Origin of the sequence: Haladaptatus caseinilyticus (assembly GCF_026248685.1) — an archaeon.
GTDB lineage: Archaea > Halobacteriota > Halobacteria > Halobacteriales > Haladaptataceae > Haladaptatus > Haladaptatus caseinilyticus.
In genome coordinates this window covers 1-18,814 of record NZ_CP111041.1, presented here as the reverse complement: position 1 = coordinate 18,814, position 18,814 = coordinate 1, and the positions used below count along the sequence as shown (strand labels likewise).

General features: G+C 57.0%; 15 protein-coding genes. 8 read left to right on the top strand and 7 right to left on the bottom strand.

Annotation, left to right across the window (positions count from 1 at the left end; genetic code table 11):
- Nucleotides 1-104: 104 nt before the first annotated feature.
- The 3 genes from OOF89_RS20105 to OOF89_RS20095 all read right to left on the bottom strand — a co-directional run bounded on the left by OOF89_RS20105 (nt 105) and on the right by OOF89_RS20095 (nt 3,210).
- Nucleotides 105-878, bottom strand: coding sequence for an HpcH/HpaI aldolase family protein (locus OOF89_RS20105; protein WP_266082313.1), 774 nt, complete (start codon nt 876-878; stop codon nt 105-107).
- Between the two features lie 136 nt (nt 879-1,014).
- Nucleotides 1,015-1,896: a fumarylacetoacetate hydrolase family protein gene (locus OOF89_RS20100; RefSeq protein WP_266082311.1), complete on the bottom strand. Its 882-nt coding sequence runs from the start codon at nt 1,894-1,896 to the stop codon at nt 1,015-1,017.
- Between the two features lie 81 nt (nt 1,897-1,977).
- Nucleotides 1,978-3,210, bottom strand: a complete 1,233-nt coding sequence (locus OOF89_RS20095) for a mandelate racemase/muconate lactonizing enzyme family protein (RefSeq protein WP_266082310.1) — start codon at nt 3,208-3,210, stop codon at nt 1,978-1,980.
- A 228-nt stretch (nt 3,211-3,438) separates the two neighbouring features.
- Between OOF89_RS20095 and xacF the strand changes: the two genes are divergently transcribed.
- On the top strand, nt 3,439-4,887 hold the full coding sequence (gene xacF, locus OOF89_RS20090) for a 2,5-dioxovalerate dehydrogenase (protein WP_266082308.1): 1,449 nt from the start codon (nt 3,439-3,441) through the stop codon (nt 4,885-4,887).
- A gap of 874 nt (nt 4,888-5,761) precedes the next feature.
- Here xacF and OOF89_RS20085 read toward each other — a convergent pair.
- Together OOF89_RS20085 and OOF89_RS20080 are read right to left on the bottom strand one after the other, a co-directional pair.
- A complete protein-coding gene (locus tag OOF89_RS20085; protein ID WP_266082306.1) occupies nt 5,762-6,490 on the bottom strand; it encodes an IclR family transcriptional regulator in 729 nt (242 codons plus the stop codon).
- A gap of 275 nt (nt 6,491-6,765) precedes the next feature.
- A complete protein-coding gene (locus tag OOF89_RS20080) occupies nt 6,766-7,887 on the bottom strand; it encodes an ABC transporter ATP-binding protein (RefSeq protein WP_266082304.1) in 1,122 nt (373 codons plus the stop codon).
- A 228-nt stretch (nt 7,888-8,115) separates the two neighbouring features.
- Here OOF89_RS20080 and OOF89_RS20075 point away from each other — a divergent pair, with 228 nt between their 5' ends.
- The 7 genes from OOF89_RS20075 to OOF89_RS20045 are packed head-to-tail and all read left to right on the top strand — an operon-like array spanning nt 8,116 to nt 16,571.
- A complete protein-coding gene (locus OOF89_RS20075; protein ID WP_266082302.1) occupies nt 8,116-9,435 on the top strand; it encodes an ABC transporter substrate-binding protein in 1,320 nt (439 codons plus the stop codon).
- Between the two features lie 3 nt (nt 9,436-9,438).
- Nucleotides 9,439-10,365, top strand: a complete 927-nt coding sequence (locus OOF89_RS20070; protein ID WP_266082287.1) for a carbohydrate ABC transporter permease — start codon at nt 9,439-9,441, stop codon at nt 10,363-10,365.
- Entirely contained in the window at nt 10,362-11,222 is an 861-nt protein-coding gene (locus OOF89_RS20065; protein ID WP_266082285.1) for a carbohydrate ABC transporter permease, read from the top strand. Before OOF89_RS20070 ends, OOF89_RS20065 begins: the two co-directional genes overlap by 4 nt.
- Nucleotides 11,219-11,899, top strand: a complete 681-nt coding sequence (locus OOF89_RS20060; RefSeq protein WP_266082283.1) for a hypothetical protein — start codon at nt 11,219-11,221, stop codon at nt 11,897-11,899. Before OOF89_RS20065 ends, OOF89_RS20060 begins: the two co-directional genes overlap by 4 nt.
- 9 nt (nt 11,900-11,908) lie before the next feature.
- Nucleotides 11,909-14,620 (top strand): glycoside hydrolase family 2 protein, encoded by a 2,712-nt coding sequence (locus tag OOF89_RS20055; RefSeq protein WP_266082281.1) that lies wholly within the window; start codon nt 11,909-11,911, stop codon nt 14,618-14,620.
- Nucleotides 14,617-15,768 carry a galactonate dehydratase gene (gene dgoD, locus OOF89_RS20050; protein ID WP_266082279.1) on the top strand — a complete coding sequence of 384 codons (1,152 nt, stop codon included), beginning with the start codon at nt 14,617-14,619 and terminating at the stop codon, nt 15,766-15,768. Before OOF89_RS20055 ends, dgoD begins: the two co-directional genes overlap by 4 nt.
- A gap of 2 nt (nt 15,769-15,770) precedes the next feature.
- On the top strand, nt 15,771-16,571 hold the full coding sequence (locus OOF89_RS20045) for an SDR family NAD(P)-dependent oxidoreductase (protein WP_266082277.1): 801 nt from the start codon (nt 15,771-15,773) through the stop codon (nt 16,569-16,571).
- A 794-nt stretch (nt 16,572-17,365) separates the two neighbouring features.
- Here OOF89_RS20045 and OOF89_RS20040 read toward each other — a convergent pair.
- The gene (locus tag OOF89_RS20040; protein WP_266082275.1) at nt 17,366-17,761 is read right to left on the bottom strand and encodes a hypothetical protein; all 396 of its coding nucleotides are present in this window, start codon (nt 17,759-17,761) and stop codon (nt 17,366-17,368) included.
- Nucleotides 17,721-18,614, bottom strand: a complete 894-nt coding sequence (locus OOF89_RS20035) for a ParA family protein (protein WP_266082273.1) — start codon at nt 18,612-18,614, stop codon at nt 17,721-17,723. Before OOF89_RS20035 ends, OOF89_RS20040 begins: the two co-directional genes overlap by 41 nt.
- Nucleotides 18,615-18,814 lie beyond the last annotated feature (200 nt).

The following is an 18,814-nucleotide window of genomic DNA, read 5'->3' as shown; positions in this document are numbered from 1 at the left end:
ACCGACACAATCGTTTTTTGAAACACGTTCTGTGTAACCATTCGACCCGGTGTGGTCGCCACCGGTATGGCTCCAACACGGTTCGATATGCTATCGTCGATTGCTCAGCTGGTAGTTGAGGGGATATCGATATCATCGACGAGGCCTTCGAGGTGTTCGGTGAACAGAGCAGCCTCGACGCCGATCGTCAGATATTGGACGCCAGCATCGATCCATTTGTTCGCGATTCGGGTATCGTCCGCGAACGCACCCACGACCGTGTCCGTTTCGACAGCACGCTCACAGACGCGCTCCATGAGTTCTTCGACGCGTTCGTGGGTCACCTCTCCGGGGATTCCAAGGGACTGGGAAAGGTCATACGGACCAAGAAATACGACGTCGATGCCTTCGACGTCGAGAATCTCTTCGATGTTTTCGACTCCCTGCTCTCCTTCGACCTGTATGACCAGTAACCGTTCTTCGTTTTGCTCCTCCGTGTAGGTCTCGCTTCCGGTATACTCACCGGCACGAACGTACTGTGAGAGGCCACGACTTCCGAGCGGATCGAAACGGGCCGCTTCGACGGCCGCCTCGGCGTCCGATTGCGTTTCGATCTGGGGGACCTGTACGCCTGCCGCGCCCAAGTCGAGCGCACGTTGGATTTCAGCTTCCCGGTTCTCACGAACGCGAACGATCGGTGCGAGTTCCTTGTTCTGTGCGGACGAAGTCAGGTTGAGCGTGGTTTCAGCGGTCAGCGGACCGTGTTCTTGATCATAGATTACAAAATCCATGCCCGCAACGCCGATCATCTCCGAAACCATTGCCGAGTCTAGCAACTGAAACGTGCCAACGGCGGTTTCGCCATCGAGCAGTCTGTCTCGAAACGAATTTTCGGACATACACATATACATTTATCCATCCACCATAAATATTTTCTTTATACCGTATTTTGCAAAGAATGTGGACAAAGATGGCCACGTGTATCGGGATTAGTCTACGCGTCGGTTCGTCCTTGATCACGAACTACTCGTTCGGTTATACGGTAACAGTACCGTTCACGAGCCGACCGATATCGTCGATGTCGATCGTTACTCGGTCGCCCTCCGTGAGGGTGAACGACTCCGGGGGGACGAGTGCCGTTCCGGTGAGGAGGACGAGCGTTTCGGGAAGGACGTTGTGTCGATCCAGATAGGATACGAGTTCATCACACGTCGTCGCCATCTGGCTCGTCGAAGTCGATTCCTCGTACACGATTTCGTCGTCACGTTCGATGGTCAACGACATTTCGAGATCGTGGGGATCCTCGATCGACTCCTCCGAAACGACACAGGGACCGATCGAACAACAGCGGTCGTACACTTTTGCCTGTGGGAGATATAGCGGATTTTCTCCTTCGATGTCCCGGCTGGATACGTCGTTACCGATGGTGTACCCGACGGGTTTGCCTCGATGGAGAACGATTCCGAGTTCCGGTTCCGGAACGTCCCAATCCGAGTCACCGCGCACACCGATATCCTCCGATGGACCAACCGTCCGCGACGGTGTCGCCTTGAGAAATAGTTCGGGGCGTTCATTATCGTAAACGTCGATGTACACTTCGGGCTTTCCACTCTCCGCTTTGCGTGCCTCTTCACTGATCTGGTACGTAACACCGGCCGCCCAGACTTCGTCGGCGATGACGGGTCGAAGAAGGTCTTCAGTGGCCGTATCGAGATCTAACCGATCAGCGTCGTCGAGACGTTTGCGTGCAACGGTATCGATCGATTCGTCGTTCGCGTTTGCCGCTCGCGCGAGCGCTTTGAACGAACCTAAGTCAGGTGATGCAGACGTCAGATCGAATGCGGTTCCGTCCTCGTCTTCGACGACGAGGGTATCCGTCGCTGAACGCTCTCCACCGGGGAGTCGGTAATAGCGCATGACACAATAGTTCGTGGATATCGTTAAAAATGTATCGCCATATGATATTAGTATAATTTAAATATCATATACAATAAACTACTAGTCGAAAAGCGTCTCACCGTCGACCATGTGTTGCTCGACTGCGTCAAGATCGAGCGTCAGGCCGAGGCCAGGCTTTTCCGGGATTTCCATCCGACCCTCCCGAATGAGATCATCCTCTTCGACGAGGTCCTCCCACCAGCCGAGTTGGTAGGAGTGGAATTCGACCGCTAAACTGTTCGGTATCGCGGCCGCGACTTGCGCAGAAGCCATCGTGCCGATCGGCGAGGAAACGTTGTGCATCGCGACCGGAACGTAGTACAGGTCCGCGAGGTCGGCAATCTTTCGTGTTTCCCGCATGCCACCGACACGAGGGAGATCCGGCGCGATGATGTCGACTGCCTGAGGTTCGAGCAACGTTCGCTGGCCGTACTTTCGATACACGTTCTCGCCGACACCGATCGGCGTCGTCGTCGATTTCGTGATCTCTTCCTGCACATCGTGGTTTTCCGGCGGAATCGGGTCTTCGAGCCACCACACGTCGTACTCTTCGAGTTCGCGAGCGAGGCGTTTCGCGCTGCCGGCAGTAAACGACCAGTGGCAATCGAAGGCCACATCCGCGCGGTCACCGACCGTTTCACAGACTTGCTTGACGATTTCGACCTTGTGATCGATTTCGGGACCCCGGAGATGGCGGTTCGCACGATCCTTTTCGTGTCCCGACGGAACGTCGAGGTCGAACTTGATCGCGTCGTAACCAAGTTCGGAGACGACTCGCTCGGCCTCCGCCGCATTTGATTCGGGTTCGGATTCGTCGCCTGCGTGGCAGTCACAGTAAATTCGAATCTCGTCACGATATTTCCCGCCGACGAGCTGATAGGCCGGGACTTCGAGGAGCTTGCCGGCAACGTCGTGAAGTGCGATTTCGATACCTGAAATCGCAGATATCGTTTTGCCGGAGATAGAGCCTTCACCGGACATCTTCTGGACGAGATGTTCGTACAGACGGTCGATATCGAGTGGGTTTTCGCCGACTAGGAAGGGTTTCATCCGCTCGATAATTGCCGTGTCGCCGCCGCCCCAATACGCTTCACCGGTTCCGACGACACCGGCGTCGGTATACACGCGTACGAGAATCCAAGGATAGTTTCCGTCGACCATCGTCGTTTGAACGTCGGTGATTTCCGCATCGCGAACACCGCCACGGCGGTTGGAGACGCCCATCGTTTCGGCCGAGAGGTCGCGCATCGTATACTCCGCGTTCGGGTCGCGGAGCTTCGCATAATCAACCATTGCGTCCACACGATTCGAATGTGCTATAGTAAACGTTACGGGATTTGTATTTCAACCAACGCACTTCGATTTACGGTCGTGGTTTCGCCTCCCAGAAAGATACCGTCTCTTCAGGGACGGAGCATGTGCTTCGGGACGCGGGCCGGAGACCGTTCACACCCATATGAGAAATGTCAATCCCTCCACGTACCGTAAGAGTCGTATGGGAGAGCTGAGAACGAACGTACGATGTCGGAAATAAACCAGAACTACGTGAATGGTAACTGGGTCCAATCGGCGACCGACGAGGTTATCGAAGTCGAAAACCCTGCAAATCCCGATGAAGTCGTCGCGAAGTACCAGAGTTCCAGTACGGAGGATGCGACCGATGCCGTCGAAGCCGCTGCTGCTGCGGCAGACGACTGGGCAGCGACCCCTGGCCCGGAACGCGGCCGGATCCTTCGCCAAGCCGGCACTCTGCTTGCCGAACGGAAAGAAGAGCTGACCGATCTCCTCGTCGCGGAGGAGGGCAAAGCGTACGCCGAAGCAAACGGCGAGGTACAGCGTGCGATCGATATCTTCCATTACTTCTCCGGTAAGGCTGCAGACTTGGGCGGAACGGTGAAAGGGCCAAGCGCCGCCAATCAGAACCTGTACACCGTCGAAGAACCGGTCGGCGTCGCTTCACTCATTACGCCGTGGAATTACCCCATCGCCATTCCGGCGTGGAAACTCGCACCGGCCCTCGCCGCTGGCAATGCGGTCGTTCTCAAACCGGCCTCGGCTGCACCCGGTGTCGCGATCGAACTCGCACGAGCGCTCGACGAAGCCGGTCTCCCGGATGGAGTATTGAACGTCGTTACGGGGTCGGGAAGCACGGTTGGCAGTGAGTTCATCGGACACGATGCGGTCGACGCCGTCTCGTTCACCGGCAGTAGCGAAGTCGGTCAGATGGTGTATGACCAGGCGACCGATAGCGGAAAGCGCGTTCAGACGGAACTCGGTGGCAAGAACCCAACGGTCGTGTCGAAGTCGGCGAACGTGGCAGAGGCCGCCGATATCGTTGCGAATGGTGGGTTCGGAACGACCGGTCAATCGTGTACGGCGTGTTCCCGTGCGATCGTCCACGAGGACAAGTACGATGAGTTCGTCGCGGAACTCGTCGACCGGGCAGAATCTATCGACATCGGTCCCGGGTCGGAACACGAAATGGGACCACAGGTCAGTGCTGACGAACTCGAATCGACGCTCGACTACATCGAGATCGCCGAAGAAGAGGGTGCAACGCTCGCGGCAGGTGGAGGCGTCCCCGATGGTTCGGAAGTCGAGTCGGGCTACTTCGTGGAACCGACCGTGTTCACCGATGTCGACTCCGACATGCGTATCGCCCAGGAGGAGGTCTTCGGCCCAGTTATTGCGGTCATCAAAGTGAGCGACTTCGAGGAGGGTGTCGCGGTGGCGAACGACGTCCCATATGGCCTCTCAGCGAGCATCGTCACCGATGATCATACGGAAGCTAATCGCTTCATCGACGAGGTGGAAGCCGGCGTCGTGAAGGTCAACGACAAGACGACCGGTCTCGAGCTTCACGTCCCGTTCGGCGGTTTCAAGCGCTCTTCCAGTGAAACGTGGCGCGAGCAAGGTGATTCGGGGCTGGACTTCTATACGATAGAGAAGACAGTCTACGACAGTTACTGATCGGGCGCATAGCGAGACAGCACTCTCGGCGTCGTCATGAACATCCGACGCCAAATTTTGGGCAGGATTCTATTTTAGAGAACGGAGAAAGGAAAACACGGTACACCCGTCTCAACCGACGTGTCCGTGATCGAGGGTTATTCGGAAGGATAGTTTTCGAGGCGTCGTGCCTGTCTGGTGACGCAAAGGCTCGATGAGACACTATTCTCGCCATCGTTCCGAACGACGAACTGGAAGCAACGGGTGCTCCTTTCCGATTAGTACTCCTACCAACGTGGGTCACGTTTTCGTATAGAGAACTATCGGCGTATTCGTCGTGGGAATTCACGACGTCTAGTATTCGTGGAGCACCGAATAGTACAGTGAGGGGCCTTTGACCCTCTAATCGGCGAAACGTACTTTTCCGACAATCGTACGAAGCGATGTTTCACTCGGTCTGGCGTCGAATATCGCCTCTTTCCTCTGTCTCCCGTATCGAGCGAATACCGATTTTTCGTTGCTACCCGAGAACGTGTTCTATCATACAGAACGGAGAGTGGTCAGATCGTAGATTAATACGAGTAGTAAACGTCGCTTAGACAGAGGACGCCCCCATAGAGAGCGTGAGATTACATAACTACATCTGTAATGGATGGTTCGAGTTCTGTTCTACACCCGTTGAACGTGTAGTCGAACTCTCACCAAAAGCGCCGTGCTGGATCGTGTGGGACAAATCGGAGTTGCTCCTATCGATGTCAATACTTCTGGTGGATTGAAATTCCATGCCGAGACGGACCCACCCATCGGCATCAACGCGTATCGGTAGGCAACATGTGCGAGTCGCTCGGGAGGGAATTTCGCGTCGTTTCCGTCTGGGAAACTGGTCGGAGCAGCATCAGGAACTCAACGCCACCTCGATGCTCTTCGCCGCGCTCACGACGAGTCCGGTAATATCCTCTTCAAGCCGTTTCCCTGAGAGGCTCGCCGTAGAACCACAAACGGTGAGTGCCCCGAGCGGGTAATCTCGCGTATCTCGAATGGGTACCGCGACACAGTTTTGCCCCTCATCGGCGGTGCTTCGTTCGATGACGAAACGGTGATCGCGGATCGTACGAAGCTCGGCGAGAAGCGCCTCGTCCATCCACTCGGCGCTCCTCGCGAGCGCCTCCCGCTCGGCCGCTGGCTTGTAAGCGAGGATGGCTTTTCCCGCAACGTCCGCGGCGAGCGGAGCACGAGTACCCTGCTTACCGTCCTCGGGTGACCCGGCGCGGATGGAGTAGATGTAAACGACATTGTCCGACTCTTCGATCGCCAGCGATACCGTCTCACCGGTCGTCTTGGCGAGGTTGTACATGTACGACTTCGCGATTTCGTAGAGTTCGTTTCGTTCCCGCAACCCGTTTCCCAATTCGAAAAATCGGAAACCAAGCCGGTACGTGTCGTCAGATTTGGTGACGTAGTCGAGGCGTCGAAGCGTGTCGAGATGTTTGTAAACGGAACTCTTCGAGAGGTTCAAATGAGCCGCGAGTTCGGTGACTCCCGCGGAACGAAGCTCCGCCAATCCTTCGATCACCCGGAACGCTTTCGCCGTCGTTCGAACGGGATACTCATCCTGTGTATCCATGACTTTCTACTGTTGCAGGGACCACATAGGTTTTCCCATTTGGAAACACGGTTTGGGTGGTAGAATCGTTGCGAGAGACGTACCCAGCGCTCGACGCATTGTATAGCGAGACTGCCGCGTGCTACGTGCGGTGTTCGTGATAGCTCCATACGCCTTTGCGACACGTACGGATAGCGTTTATGTGGGCGTTTCCGTCTGGGAAACCGACAGGACGATGTCGAAGAGTATCGGGCAGGGTCGAAAATAGGAAGGAACGGAGAATGCGAAGGCAGCCTTTAGTTGGAAGTCGGGAGGTACTCGGCTCGACGCTCGAAGGCGCTCTTTCCGGTTTTTTCGTCGAATAGATGAAGACTGGATTCCTCGAAAGAGACGTTCACTGAGGAACCCGCGGAGGGGCGAACCCCGCTCGGAGTGCGGAGAATGCACTCGGCTTCGCCGATGTGGAGATACACGTAGTTGTCGCTCCCGACCGGTTCGACCACATCGACCGTTGCACGGATGCTATTGCCGTTATCGGTACCCCGTTCGTCGAGGGTGATGTACTCGGGGCGAACCCCGAGTGCCAACGTATCGCCGTCGGCGGCGTCGAGATTTCGGACGAAGGTATCCGAGAGCGGATATTCGAACTCGGAGCCGACCAGCCGTCCGTCGCGGAGTTCGACATCGAAGAAATTCATCGAAGGGCTTCCAATAAAGTCGGCCACAAATCGGTTTACTGGTTGGTGGTACACCTCGTCCGGCGTTCCAACCTGCTGCAAGTTTCCGTTCGCGAGAACGACGATACGGTCGGACATCGTCATGGCCTCCTCTTGGTCATGTGTGACGTATATCGTCGTCGTGTTCAGTTCCTCCTGAATCCGCTGCAGCTCCGTTCGCATGTGGACTTTCAGTTTCGCGTCGAGGTTCGATAACGGTTCGTCCATCAAGAACGCCTCCGGGTCGCGGACGATGGCGCGACCGGTTGCAACGCGCTGTTGTTGTCCACCGGAAAGGTTCCCGGGTCGTTTGTCGAGGAGTTCCTCGATTCCCATCATTTCGGCAGCCGATTCGACACGGCGGTCGATTTCGTCGTCGGAGAGGTCGCTCGTGAGTTTCAACCCGTAGGACATGTTCTTGCGAACGCTCATGTGCGGGTACAGTGCGTAATTCTGAAACACCATCGCAATCCCGCGATTCTGCGGTGGAACGTCGTTTACCACCCGCTCCTGAATGGAGATTTCTCCGTCGGAGATGTCCTCCAATCCGGCGAGCATCCGAAGCAGCGTTGATTTTCCCGACCCCGAGGGGCCAACGATGGAAACGAACTCCCCATCCTCGATATCCAGACTGATTCCGTCGATGGCCACGATAGAGCCGTTGTACTCTTTCCGCACGTCGTTGAAGCTAACGGTACTCATGTGAGTGTATGTCACGTGATGACCGTTGCATATAAAAGTATGTGTTATTTTTCTACTGATATTATAATAACCAGTACTCATTATGGATTCATCAACTAAAAATCATCTTTCTCGTAGTGCGAAGAAAAGGACTGCAGCGATGGTTTGTATCGGCACTGTTATGCGCATATTCTGTCCCATGAATCATTAGGAATATTTATATAGTCGGCTTATTTCTGTAGGTATGGGATGCTAGACAATACCAACGGGACTTCCCGTATCGATAGGCGAAGCTTCGTAACCGCGGCCGGGGCAGCCGGAATCTCCGGATTAGCAGGTTGTAGTGGATTCGGTGGAATCGGCGGTAGTGGCGGTGGCGGCAACGGTAAACAAACCATCAAGTACTGGACCCTGTTCGGCGGCGGCGACGGAAAGGCGATGGAAAAGATGGTCAACAAGTTCAACGAGAGCCACGACAAGATCACCATCAAGCGCCAACGACTGCCCTGGGACCAATACTACGACAAGCTATACACCGCGCTTACCGGCGGAAACGCGCCGGATTTGGCGGTCGTCCACGCATCGCAACTGGCAGTCTATCGGGACGTACTTCAGCCGTTGGGAGACATCGTCAGCGACGAGACCGCCACCGGCTACGTGAACTCCATCTGGAAACAGGTAGAGTTGGGCGGTGACCGACTGTCGCTTCCGCTCGACACACACCCCGTCGGATTCTACTACAACAAATCGATCTTCGAGGAAGCGGGTCTCGACCCCGAAAAACCGCCGACGTCGCCGAAAGCCTTCACCGAGGCCTGTAACACCATCGCCAGTGAGACCGACAAGTTGGCGTTCAGCCCGACGCCGTACGGTCCCGGGGAACTCCTCCGCGTTTACCTCGCGTTCCTTCGCCAGTCGGGTGGCCAGCTGCTCAACGACGACAAGACGCAGGCCGCGTTCAACAACGAGCAAGGCGTCGCCGTCGCGGAGTACTTCTCGAACATGACTGGAAAGTGGAACTGGGACAAACCCCAGATGTCCGATAATCGTTGGGAAAAGGCGTTCTACGCGGGTGACCTCGCCATCATCGCAAACGGGACGTGGTTCTACGGACCCGCCGCGGATCAAGACTTCGAGTTCGGTATGTTCAAGCCGTTCGTCTATCCCGGCGGAAAACAGCAGTACACTTGGGCCGACAGCCACACGCTCGCGATTCCGATGAATCCGAAGCGTAGCGACGCGAAACAGAAGGCGGCCGCGGAGGCCGCACGTTGGCTTACGCAGGAAACGAACGTCTGGGGAACCGAGGCAGGGCATCTCCCAGCGAGCAAGTCCATTCTCGAGTCCAAGACACTCCGACAGTCGAACGTGTGGGACAAGACGCTCTCGACGTTCTCCGAGATGGCCAACAACGATGCCCTCGCGTATGTTCCGCGGACATCGACGGTGGATACGTATCAGGAGCGTATCTCGGACAACCTCGCCCAGATATACAGCCAACAGGTTTCGCCTAAGAAGGGCATTGAACAGGCCGCACAGGGTGTCAACAAAGCGCTGAAGAAAAAGTGAACGATGTCCGTCCCAACCCGTCTCGTTCGCCGCCTCCGGGCGGCGAGGGAGAACAACACCGAGATACGGAATCAGGAGACGCTCGAAGGAATCCTGTTCTCGCTCCCCTACCTGCTGGTGTTTTCGGTCTTCCTCCTGTACCCCCTGCTAAAGGGACTGTACATGAGTTTACACGACTGGAACGCGATTTATCCCTCGCAGTCGGAGTTCGTCTTCCTCGAGAACTATGTCCGAATGATAAACGACCCGATGTTCTGGAACGCGCTCTGGAATACCGTATACTTCGTCGTACTCACCGTCCCGCCACTCGTTATGCTCGGACTGGCGCTCGCGCTCGGCGTCAACCGACAGCTGAAAGGCCGTCGATTCCTTCGGATGGTGTTTTTCAGTCCGTACGTGCTGACGGTCGCCGTCGTCGCGCTCATCTGGATCGAACTGTACGCACCCAGTTACGGCGTGTTCAACTACTACATCATGCAGATAGGTATCGAACCGCCGAACTGGTTGAACTCGGCGACGTTCGGGATGCCCGCCGTCGCGCTGGCGACCATCTGGTGGACCCTCGGGTTCAACTTCGTCATCCTTCTGTCGGCACGGCAGGGGATTCCCGAGCGACTGTACGAGGCTGCGCGACTCGATGGTGCCTACGGATGGCGAGCGTTTCGGGACATCACGTTGCCACAGATGAAGCCGGCGCTAGTGTTCGTCACCGTCGTCCAGTTCATCGCCTCGTTTCAGATATTCGGTCAGGTGTTTATCATGACCGGCGGCGGGCCGGGCAACGCGACGGACACCCTCGTGATGTATCTGTACAAAGCGGCGTTCAACCAGCACGAGTTCGGCTACGCGGCCGCGGTGGGATACTTCCTCTTCGTGGTGCTCATCGCCGTCTCGATGGTGAACTACAAACTGGCGGGTGATTCCGCATGAGCACGCAAGCGACCGACGCGCTACGGAGCCGAATCGAGGATACGTCCATTCGAACGGTCGGGTTGTACGCCGCCCTGTACGGAGTGGCAGCGTTGTTCCTCGTCCCGTACGCGTGGATGATCTCGCTTTCGCTCAAACCACGCTCGGAGATGTTTTCGCGGGTTCCACACTGGATTCCGTCGGAACCGACGCTCCAGTGGTATCAGTACGTCCTCTCGGAGTCGCTCATCCTCCAGTGGACGCTGAATACGCTCCTCATCGCCGGAATTACGACGCTCGTGGTGCTGCTCTTCGATTCGCTTATCGCGTTTTCGCTGACGCGCCTCGACTGGCCCGGCCGGAAGTTCGTGTTGAGCGTCATCATCGCCAGTTTCATGGTACCCGCGTACGTGAACATCGTCCCGCTGTACACGCTCGTGTCCGATCTCGGCCTCATCAGTAGCTACGCGGGTGTCATCCTCCCGCTGACCGCGGGGCCGCTCGGCGTCTTTCTGCTCGTGCAGTTCTTCCGGGATTTCCCTGACGAACTAGAGGAGGCAGCACGCCTCGACGGCTTTTCGACGTTCCGGATATACTCGCGGCTGATGTTGCCGATGATGAAATCACCGCTGACGGCGCTGGCGCTGTTCACCTTCGTTAGCAGTTGGAATCAGTTCCTCTGGCCGCTCATCGTCCTCCAGTCGGAGGGGTCGTACACGCTCCCCATCGGATTGGTGACGCTGTCGAGCAGTCAGGTGTTCCAGCCGGGGTTGATGATGGCGGCGACGCTCATCGCGTCACTGCCCCTATTCGTCGTCTTCCTGTTGCTACAGGATTACCTGATCAACGCCATCCAGATCCAGGGGACGAAGGGATGATGTGCGAGAACCCCGATAACGCCGACGACGAACGACTTCGGACGGCCCTCACCAAGACCGGGCGATTCGTCTACCGTCATCTCACCGCGCTCGTCGGGATAAGCATCGTATGGTTCGTCGCTTCGATACCGCTCGTCACCGTTGGCCCCGCGACACTCGGCGCGTACACAGCGATTCGGTCGCTCCGCCAGTTCGAGTGTATCGACCGTGGTGTCGTCGTCGAACGGGTACGGACGAATGGCATTCACGCGACCTTGCTGAGCGCGCTTCCGATACTCCCCGCCCTAGGAGCGGGGTTGTACGCAACCGCCGCTCTCGATTCGGGGACGACCGCAACGGTGCTCTCGGTCGTCTGTGCCTACGCAGCCCTGTACGCGGTACTCGTACTCGTCCCAGCGTTCGTGTCGCTCTCCGACGGCGCGTCGGTATCCGCGGCACTCCACTTTGGCCGCACGCAGGTCACGGGGCACCCGACGCTCGTTCTCACGACGGGACTGCTGACGTTCGTAGTCTTCGTCGCGACGGCCGCGCTGACCGTCGGCTTTGCCCTATTGTTCCCCGCAGTCGCTTTCTCGTTGCACCAGTTCGTCTTCGACGCCGAACGGGAAGACGGCAGGGCCGACCACGAAGCGACCGACCGACTCCGTAATTCGAATGGCTTTTCGACCGAAATATAAACACAGTGTATGAACGAACGACAATACTTACGAACGCAATCTATCGAAGAAACGTATCGAACCAAACGGTCGCTGAACGGCGCGTGGGAGTTCGCACTCGACCCGGACGACAACGGTCTCGACGACGACTGGTTTGTCTCCGACGCCGATTGGCCGGAGCGGACGACGGTCGAGGTTCCCCACGCGTGGCAGGAGCGCGAAGCGTATCTCGATTACACGGGGGTCGCGTGGTATCGCCGCCGAATCGAGATACCGGAGACCGACGCGGACGAACGAACCGCGCTCTCCTTCGCGGCCGTCGATTACGAGGCGACCGTCTGGGTGAACGGCGAGGAAATCGGGAGCCACCGTGACGGGTATCTCCCGTTCGAGTTCGATATAACGGACGAATCGCACGCGGGCGAAAACTGGGTTGTCGTTCGGGTCTTCGACCCCGACGACATCGAGGAGATCCCCCACGGAAAGCAAGGAAAACCGTGGTATACGCGAGTGAGCGGTATGTGGGGAGACGTGGAGATTCGTACTCGACCGAAAACGCGGACGACGAGCGCGCGCGTCACACCACATCTCGACACCGACACCGCGGAAGTCGAACTAACGGTCGAGACGGCCGACGAGTCGCGCGACCTGTCGGCAGCGGTTGCCGCCACATCCGACGGCGAAACAGTCGCGGAAACAGCGACCGAACTCGGTGATAGCGACCCGACGGTCGAACTCGATATCGAGAATCCACGCTACTGGACACCCGAATCACCACATTGCTACGACCTCACGATATATCTCTGCGCGGACGGTGAAATCGTCGATCGCTACGAGGACTACTTCGGCATGCGAAGCTTCGAGGTGACCGATGACCGGTTCCTTCTCAACGGCGAACCGCTGCGGCTCCGCGGCGCGCTCGATCAGGGATACTACCCCGAAACGCTGTATCGCCCCTTCGAGGAGGGGCTCTTCGAGCGCGAGATTCGAATTGCGAAGGATCTCGGGTTCAACATGCTTCGAAAACACATCAAGCCCGCACATCCCGACTTCGTCGAGGCGGCCGACCGACTCGGTATCCTCGTCTGGGAGGAACCGGCGAACCCCTCGGTGTACACCGAGCGCTCGAAGCGCGAGGTTCGTGACCAAATACGGGCACTCATCGAACGCGACTACAATTCCCCGAGCGTCGTGGCGTGGAGCCTCTACAACGAAGAGTGGGGTATCGGCGGTCACTACGAAGAAGGCGAAGAATCGCTATGGACCGACGAGGAAAAACAGCAGTACCTAGCCGAACTGTACGAGACCGTCCGCGAGTGGGACTCAACGCGGCCTATTTGTGACAACTCGGGGTGGGCGCACGTCGCCACGGACATCAATGACTACCACCGCTACTTCGTCAGTCCGGATCGCACCGACGCGTGGGGTGACGACCTCGACCACATCATCGCGCATCCCGCGGACAACTACGGCGCCACTGAGACCGACCCCGATGAGTCACCCATCGTCATCTCGGAGTTCGGTACGTGGGGTCTCTTCGACGTGGACGCGTTTCGCGACCGATACGGCAGCGAACCGTCGTGGTTCGACCACGACTTCTTCGACGACCCAATCAAGCGGCCGGCTGGCATAGACAGTCGGTTCGAGAATTCGTTTCTCTCGTCCGTGTTCGACGGCTACGAAGACCTCGCGGCCGTTTGGCAGGAACGCGAGTTCGTCTCGATAGCGGACGTTATCGGACAGATGCGCACCCGAGAGGATATCGGCGGCTACGTCATCACCGAGTTCTCGGACATCGAATGGGAGTTCAACGGACTCCTCGACTACTACCGCGAGGAGAAAGCATTCTGCGACGAATTCGCATCGGTGAACGGCCCGATAATGCTCCGGCTCGAACCCCATTCCAGAACCGCATGGAGCGGCGACGAGATACCGATCGACGTGGTCGTCGTCAACGATACCGCCGACCCTATCGAAGCTGACATCTCGTGGGAGGCGTTCAACGCTGCCGGAACGATGACTGCCAGCGTCGATAGTGCAAGCATCGAACGTATTACTGACGCTTTCACCGTCAGCACGTTCGGCATGAGTGACTTCACGGACGAGGTGACCGCGACCCTCAAAACGTCGATCGAGACGGTCACGACGACGGAACGACTTTGGGTTCTCGATAGGACATCGGCCGCGAACGACGGCGTAACGGCGCTCGTTCGTGGTGCGATAAGCCCCAACGTGGCGGCGGCGGACAACGGTATCGCCACGCAGCACGAACTGAACGAGGACATCGACGTCGCCATCGTCACGGAAGTGAACGATTCCGTCCGCGCGTTTGCCGAGGATGGAGGGAACGTTCTTCTCGTCCCCGGTTCGGACGGTACAATGGCCGACGAAAGTCCCTTCGAGTTCCGCGAACTCCCCGTCACCGAGAGCTGGAACCTCGTCTCCTCGTTGTTTTACAGCGACTCCGAGCTAGTGGGTGACATCGTCACTGATCGGCGACTGGGCTGGGCGTTTGACGACCTCTATCCGTACGCGGTCGTGACAGGTATCGAGGAATCCGACGACGTTCACGTCGGCTACATTGAGGGTTGGCTCGTCAACGAGGGAAGTCCGCTTTTGACCCGTCAGTTCGGTGCGGGAACCATCACGGCGTGCACGTTCAGGGTCACGGAGACGTATGGAAACCATCCGACGGCAACGATACTTATGAGTAACGTCATCGAGAAGGTTACAAACGAATGAGAATAGTCGATTACGAGCTGTTCGAAGTACCACCGCGGTGGCTCTTTTTGAAAGTCACCACGAGCAACGGTATCGTCGGCTGGGGCGAACCGGTCGTCGAAGGGCGCGCGAAAACGGTTCGCGCCGCCGTCGAGGAACTGATGGATAACTATCTACTGGGCGAAGACCCGTTGCCCATCGAGAACCACTGGCAGACGATGTACCGCGGCGGTTTCTACCGTGGCGGGCCGATACTCATGAGTGCCATCGCCGGTATCGATCAAGCGCTCTGGGACATCAAGGGAAAGCAGTACGACGCACCGGTGTACGAACTGCTCGGTGGACGGGCGCGCAACCGTATCCGCGTCTACCAGTGGATCGGCGGCGACCGGCCGGCCGACGTCGGCCAAGCTGCGGCGGAGAAAGTCGATGCCGGATTCACCGCACTGAAGATGAACGCGACGTCCGAAATGCGACTGGTCGACACGCCGACGGCGGTCGACGACGCAGTCGAACGACTCGCACAGGTTCGCGACGCCGTGGGAAGCGACGTCGACATCGGGGTCGATTTCCACGGCCGCGTCCCGAAGCCGATGGCCAAACGGTTGGTCGAAGCGCTCGAGCCATACGACCCATTCTTCATCGAAGAGCCGGTTTTACCCGAACACAACGACGCACTCGGCGAGATAGCACAACACACGACGACTCCCATCGCGACGGGCGAGCGGATGTACTCTCGGTGGGATTTCAAAGAGGTGTTCGAGGACGGCACCGTGGACATCATCCAACCCGACTTGAGCCACGCGGGCGGCATCACCGAGGTGAAGAAGATCGCGGCGATGGCCGAGGCGTACGACGTAGCGGTCGCACCACACTGCCCGCTCGGTCCGATCGCGCTCGCTTCCTGCGTGCAGGTCGACGCTTGTTCACCGAACACGCTTATTCAGGAACAGAGTCTCGATATCCACTACAACGAGACCAGCGACGTGCTAGATTATCTCGCCGACCCCGACGTGTTCGACTATCATGAAGGGTACATCGACCTCCCCACAGCGCCCGGTCTTGGGATCAGTATCGACGAGAAGACGGTTCACGAGCGGGCCGAACACGAAGTCGACTGGCACAACCCGGTCTGGCATCGAGACGACGGTTCCGTCGCGGAGTGGTAATAATGACCGGACAACCAATTTCCGGCCGGTTCGACGGCCAGACCGTGGTCATCACCGGTTCGACACGCGGCATCGGCGAAGGTGTGGCACGGCGATTCGCTGCGGAAGGGGCGAACGTCGTCGTCACGGGACGGACTCGTGCCGCCGGCGAGGGAACTGTCGCCGACATTCGTGAGGACGGCGGCGTCGCCGAGTTCGTCCGTGCGGACATGCGTGATCCCGATGATATCGCCGCCCTGTTCGAAGTGACAGACGAGACGTTCGGCGGCGTCGACGTCCTCGTCAACAACGCTGGCGTGGAAACCGAAACGAGCGCGGCCGATGCATCCCTCGACGACTGGTCGTTCGTCCTCGAAACCGACTTTCGGTCGTACTGGCTCTGTGCGAAACACGCGCTCCCGCACATGGACCGTGGAGCCATCGTCAACATTTCCTCGAATCACGCGTTTCAAACCACGCCGGACATCTTCCCGTACAATGCGGTAAAGGCGGGAATCAACGGAATGACCCGCGGGATGGCGCTCGACTTCGGACCGCAGGTTCGCGTCAATACGGTTAACCCCGGCTGGGTCGCCATCGAGAGAACCACCGACGAGATGTCTTCGGAGCGCCGTCGCGAGTTGGAAGCCATTCATCCGGTGGGTCGTCTCGGCAGGCCCGCGGATATCGCGGGTGTCGTCGCGTTTCTGGCGAGCGATGACGCGGCGTTCGTCACCGGCGCGAACATCCTCGCGGACGGTGGTCGAACTGCGGTAATGCAGGACGACATGCTCCCGGATTATCGAGAGCGGCGGAACGAGTGATGGACAGCTGAGGGGGAGGGAGTCCCTCGGCCATCGTACCACCGCAACGGGGTAGCGCAGTAGCGATGACATCGGTTTCCGAATTGTCCAGTCGCAGGTCGACAGTCACCCTCACCTGCTCCCTGGAAGAGCTGTGACGCACCTAACCACCGGTCCAAGAAGTCCATATAGCGGCATGAGGTATATACCATCGAATTCCCCATACGACAATAACTAGATTCTCCGAGATCTTCGACCGCCGCTACAATACGATCAAAAATAGTCCAAATACATAGGCAGACTTGGTAACTCGGTATCTATGCGCTGTCTCGAATAACCGCCTCACGTATTTTTATGTCACTCAGCCACTCACGAAATGCGGAGTTGCGACGGCGGGTAGTGAGCATCGGGAGGGCGGCAGTGATGGCCAACTCCCGCGTCTTTTGAGTGAGTATTCAGATACAAGAAACATATGCAGTATGCGTATTCAATATTCATAAGCAGAATTTCGATATAGAAGAAGTATTCAGGATTCGAATCTGCATCCGGGGAGACGCGATAGTGTATTCTGAAATCAGAGGAGGGTATCCAACATAGAGTCAGCATATGGATACTAGATACGTATACAACATAGAGATACCAGATACGGATGCAGTATTAGACCGGTAAAATCGGGGTCAAACGAGACACCCTTTGAACGCGGCTCGTGAGCCAGCATCAGCAACTAGCAGACATACCACGTATACGTATTCAGCATACATATTCAGGAGATAGATGCAGAATGTACAATCGGGAAGGGGAATCAGATTACGAAGTCAGAATTCGTTTTCCCTGGACAAGAGATACTCTTTTTTCGCCGCCATCGCTTGGTCAACCGTCTCAGGAGCCACCGCTTGCAATCCGACTCGAATGAGATCCCCGATAGTCTGGCTTCGATTCACAGTAGGGTCGTCTTCACGGTCTAACTCCGTGCGAGCGGCAGCCGCAACGTTTGCAAGGTCACCGGATTCCTCGAGTCCGTGAAACAGTGCTGCGAGATTCGTATCTCGAACAGTGATGTTCGAACTGGCATCACCGTCGTCAATTGCTTCGTAGGCTTCCTGGATTGTTTGCGTGAGTTCGACTGCCTCGTCACTCGGTGACGGTTCGGACGTTGAACGCTTCTGGTTCTTACTGCTCTGGAGGAGCTTCTCTGCTTTGTCTTGGCTCATTGGTCTCTGTAAGTCGGTTGAGGAGTTCGGTGGTGTTCTCTCGATACGCATTTAGTACACGCTGACCCGTGTTGTACAGCTCATCTTCAGGGACTGCGAAGAGTGTGCAGCCTTTGTTTTGTTTTTTCGAAATGTCCTGAGAATTCGGAACGGGGACTGGAGCCGCCTGATTTGGATACGCCTCTTTGAGTTCGTCGACGAACTCCTTTGACAAGTTCGTCGAACTCTTCACCATCGTCGGAATGACCATGACGAGTTGCGGATCGATCGGGTGCTCTTCGCGGAGGTCAACGAGATCGTCACGAAGATTATCTAACTGATTACGCTCGAACGCGCCGGGTTTGAGCGGCGCAATGACGTTCCGAGCGGCGAACAGACCGTTCAAAGCGATGTTGTCCTCTTTACCCGGTAGATCGAGCAACACGAAGTCGTACCGATCGCTCAAATCTTGAGTAATGAACTCATTTAGCTTTGAAAACCGTTCCTCTACGGGAACATTAGCAAGGTTGTTATCCGCACCGCCGAGTCCCGGATCCGCGGGGATGAGATCGATGCCCTCCCCAGTATCGTACACCATACGATCTACGACGTCCGGTATGTTCTCTCGAATGAATTCCCAATCTTCGCCGAAAATGGCAGAGATTGGAGCATCGATATCTTCGACCTCGTCGTTCATCCCAAAGTGGGTCGACAAATCGTTTTGTTTCCCGGCCAAGTCGATAAGGAGCACATCGAGGTCGTGCTCCCGTGCAGCTGCAACAGCTACGTGTGCAGACGTCGTTGTTTTTCCAACTCCGCCTTTCTCTACGTAGGTTGCAGCGCGCAGTATCCGGTTACTCGATACAGTGACCATATGCATTTGCCGTATACATATACAACATACAAAAAGGTACGTCAGACAATGAGAAAAGGGAGAAGCCAAACCCTTCAAAGTCCCCCCGTTGCCAGGAGGCTGATCGCAGAAACGTTCCAAGGCAATAGACAAGCACACTTGGAGGTTTTCGAGAGACGTGGTTATTCGACAAACTAATCGAACAGCACCGTCGCCCCTAA